The organism is Thiomonas sp. TH-17 (genome assembly GCF_057473305.1).
Window position 1 is genome coordinate 1 of record NZ_JBYCKI010000269.1, and the last position, 2619, is coordinate 2619.

The 2619-nt window shown below is 61.5% G+C and carries 5 protein-coding genes; 4 read left to right on the forward strand and 1 reads right to left on the reverse strand.

Annotated features, from left to right (window positions below):
• Positions 1-117: 117 nt before the first annotated feature.
• A complete protein-coding gene (locus tag AC2VLV_RS15380; RefSeq protein WP_486990813.1) occupies positions 118-672 on the reverse strand; it encodes a phasin family protein in 555 nt (184 codons plus the stop codon).
• 221 nt (positions 673-893) lie between these two features.
• Here AC2VLV_RS15380 and AC2VLV_RS15385 point away from each other — a divergent pair, with 221 nt between their 5' ends.
• The 4 genes from AC2VLV_RS15385 to AC2VLV_RS15400 form a co-directional block, all read left to right on the forward strand.
• Positions 894-1232 (forward strand): ArsR/SmtB family transcription factor, encoded by a 339-nt coding sequence (locus AC2VLV_RS15385; RefSeq protein ID WP_486990814.1) that lies wholly within the window; start codon positions 894-896, stop codon positions 1230-1232.
• A 12-nt stretch (positions 1233-1244) separates the two neighbouring features.
• Positions 1245-1739, forward strand: coding sequence for an ArsI/CadI family heavy metal resistance metalloenzyme (locus AC2VLV_RS15390; protein ID WP_486990815.1), 495 nt, complete (start codon positions 1245-1247; stop codon positions 1737-1739).
• Between the two features lie 25 nt (positions 1740-1764).
• Positions 1765-2313: an arsenate reductase ArsC gene (locus AC2VLV_RS15395; protein WP_486990816.1), complete on the forward strand. Its 549-nt coding sequence runs from the start codon at positions 1765-1767 to the stop codon at positions 2311-2313.
• Positions 2314-2411: 98 nt separating this feature from the next.
• Positions 2412-2619, forward strand: a 208-nt coding sequence (locus tag AC2VLV_RS15400; RefSeq protein ID WP_486990817.1) for an ArsB/NhaD family transporter, incomplete at its 3' end; no start/stop codon positions are given.

Here is a 2619-nt window from a genome sequence, read left to right on the forward strand (position 1 = left end):
CACCGCAGCGACCAGGCTCCACCCGAACGGTTTCACGTTCATCTTCATACCCCTGTCTCAATCCCCGTAGGGAGGGAGGCATCCATCACATCTCCTTTCGTTTCAATGGAGTGACGCTCACTTGCGGCGCGCAGCCGATGAAGCCGACGCCCGGCTGGCTGCTGCGGCGGTCGGCTTGGGTGCTTGGGCGCTCATCAGCCTGGCGGCCTGCTGCTGCGTGTCTTGCAGAGTGTTGAGCGCCTGGGTGGTCCAGTTCATGGTGCTTTGCAGCAAGGCCTGCATCGGCTCAACCCCGGTGGGCGCTGCTGCGCTGGTGTTCTGCCCGAGGCTGTCGTGCAGGCTGTTTTGCAGGTGCTCAAGTCTGGACTGCAGAATCTCGGTCATTTCGGCCTGGGTTGCAGAGGCGATCTGCCCGAATTTCTCGACGTAGCTCATCACGTTTTCGCCCCCTGCGCGCGCAGCATTCGCCCAGTCAGCGCCGGGCGCAGACTGGGCCTCGCCTTTGCCGACCGCCGATTGCAGCGTCTGCGCCGCTTGCTGCGCCATGAGACGCATGGTTTGCATCTGCAACTGGGTCAGTTGCTCATAGCCGCGAAAAAGCACCTGATTCAAGGCAACGGCGGCTTCCAGCTCGGCCTTCTGCAAGTCTTTCAGCGATTCGGTCGGATTCATGGCAACTCCCAAATGTGAATGTGAGTTTGCAGTGTGCTACAGGACGGCGGCAGGAGCTTGACTTGCATCATGTCGGTGCGAGTCGTTTTTCTGCACCTGTAAGCAGATTTTGCTGCGGCGCACACAGCGCAGAGAGAGCAGCAGAGACAGCCGCCAGCCAAGCTGGCATGCCCCCCAAAAGGCACTTGCCATTATTTCAATGTTTCCATAAACTTTGAAACATGGAAACAAAAGCTGCACTCCTTGTTCTCGCCGCCCTGTCGCAAGACTCGCGCCTGCGCGTGTTTCGCGTCTTGGTGCAGGCGGGCCCCGAAGGACTGGCTGCGGGCAAAATTGCCGAGCTCACCGCCATTGCGCCCTCGTCGCTCTCGTTTCATCTGAAGGAACTCGCCCACGCCGATCTGGTCGAGTCTCGCCAGGTGGGGCGCTTTGTGATTTACACCGCGCGCTTTTCCACCATGAATGATCTGATCGGCTACCTCACCGACAACTGCTGCGGCGGCAATCCCTGCGGCCCGGTCGAGGCGAACTGCCCCCCCCACCACACGCTCAACTGTTGAGGAGACCCACCCATGAAACGCTTCCATGTTCACCTCAGCGTGCCCGCGCTGGAGGACGCCATTCGCTTCTACTGCCGCCTGTTCGCCGCCGAGCCCACGGTGCGCAAGGCCGACTATGCCAAGTGGATGCTCGACGATCCGCGGGTGAACTTCGCCATTTCGCAGCGCGGCGCCGAGCCCGGCTTGAACCATCTGGGCATTCAGGTGGAAAACGACGCCGAACTGCTGGAGATGCAGCAACGGCTCGAATCCACCGAGGCTGGCATCATCGAACAAACCGGCACCGCCTGCTGCTATGCCCGCTCCGACAAGTACTGGGCCAACGACCCGGTAGGCATCGCCTGGGAGACCTATCACACGCTGGGCACGATTCCCATGTTCAATGAGTCTCCAGATGCCGACGCTTGCTGCGTGCCAGCTGCGGCGGTTGCCGTGCCGTCACAGGCGCCGCGCCCGGCGACGGCGTGCTGCGGCGGCGCTTCCGCCACCAAATCATCCTGCTGCTGATCTTTTACCCACTTGGAGATGTTTCATGGACAAGGTTTACAACGTACTGGTGCTGTGCACCGGCAATTCCGCCCGCTCGATCATGGGCGAGGGGCTGATCAACACGCTGGGCAAGGGCCGCTTCAAGGCCTATAGCGCGGGCAGCCATCCGGGTGGAACGGTCAACCCCTTCGCCATCGAGCAGCTCAAAAGCATCGGCTACCCGACAGACACCTTGCGCAGCAAAAGCTGGGACGAGTTCGCCACACCCGATGCGCCGCAGATGGACTTTGTCTTCACCGTCTGCGATAAGGCCGCGGGCGAGACCTGCCCCATCTGGCCCGGACACCCGATGACTGCGCACTGGGGCTTTGAAGACCCGGCCGCCGTGGAGGGCAGCGACGAGGAAAAGCGGCGCGCCTTTCAGACCATCTTCCGCCAGGTCATGTGCCGGGTGCGGGCCTTCGTCAGCCTGCCGCTGGAGCGACTGGACGAAGCCGCGATCAAGCGGGAAATCGTGGACATCGGCAAGACCCAGGTCATGCCTTTGCCGCAGTCCTGCGCCAAAGACGATCTCGACTCGGTCGTTCAATAATCGGTTTGCATACGCCAAACGGCAGGCAGAACGGCCTGCCGTTTGTATTTCGATTGCGTTCGATTGCGTTCATTTCCTAGCAAAATTCCACGCCACCCATGATCGCCGCCCTGCTCATCTTCATCCTCACCCTGGTGTTCGTCATCTGGCAGCCGCGCGGTCTGGGCATTGGCTACAGCGCCCTGGGCGGCGCGGCGCTGGCGCTGATGCTCGGCGTGATCAACTGGGGCGACATTCCGGTGGTGTGGCACATCGTCTGGGATGCCACCTTCACCTTCGTCGGGCTGATCATCATCTCGCTCATCC

Bases quoted from the DNA above. Each gene is read 5' to 3' on its own strand.
- AC2VLV_RS15380 (WP_486990813.1), bottom strand. From the start codon at position 672: ATGAATCCGACCGAATCGCTGAAAGACTTGCAGAAGGCCGAGCTGGAA.
- AC2VLV_RS15385 (WP_486990814.1), top strand. From the start codon at position 894: ATGGAAACAAAAGCTGCACTCCTTGTTCTCGCCGCCCTGTCGCAAGAC.
- AC2VLV_RS15390 (WP_486990815.1), top strand. From the start codon at position 1,245: ATGAAACGCTTCCATGTTCACCTCAGCGTGCCCGCGCTGGAGGACGCC.
- AC2VLV_RS15395 (WP_486990816.1), top strand. From the start codon at position 1,765: ATGGACAAGGTTTACAACGTACTGGTGCTGTGCACCGGCAATTCCGCC.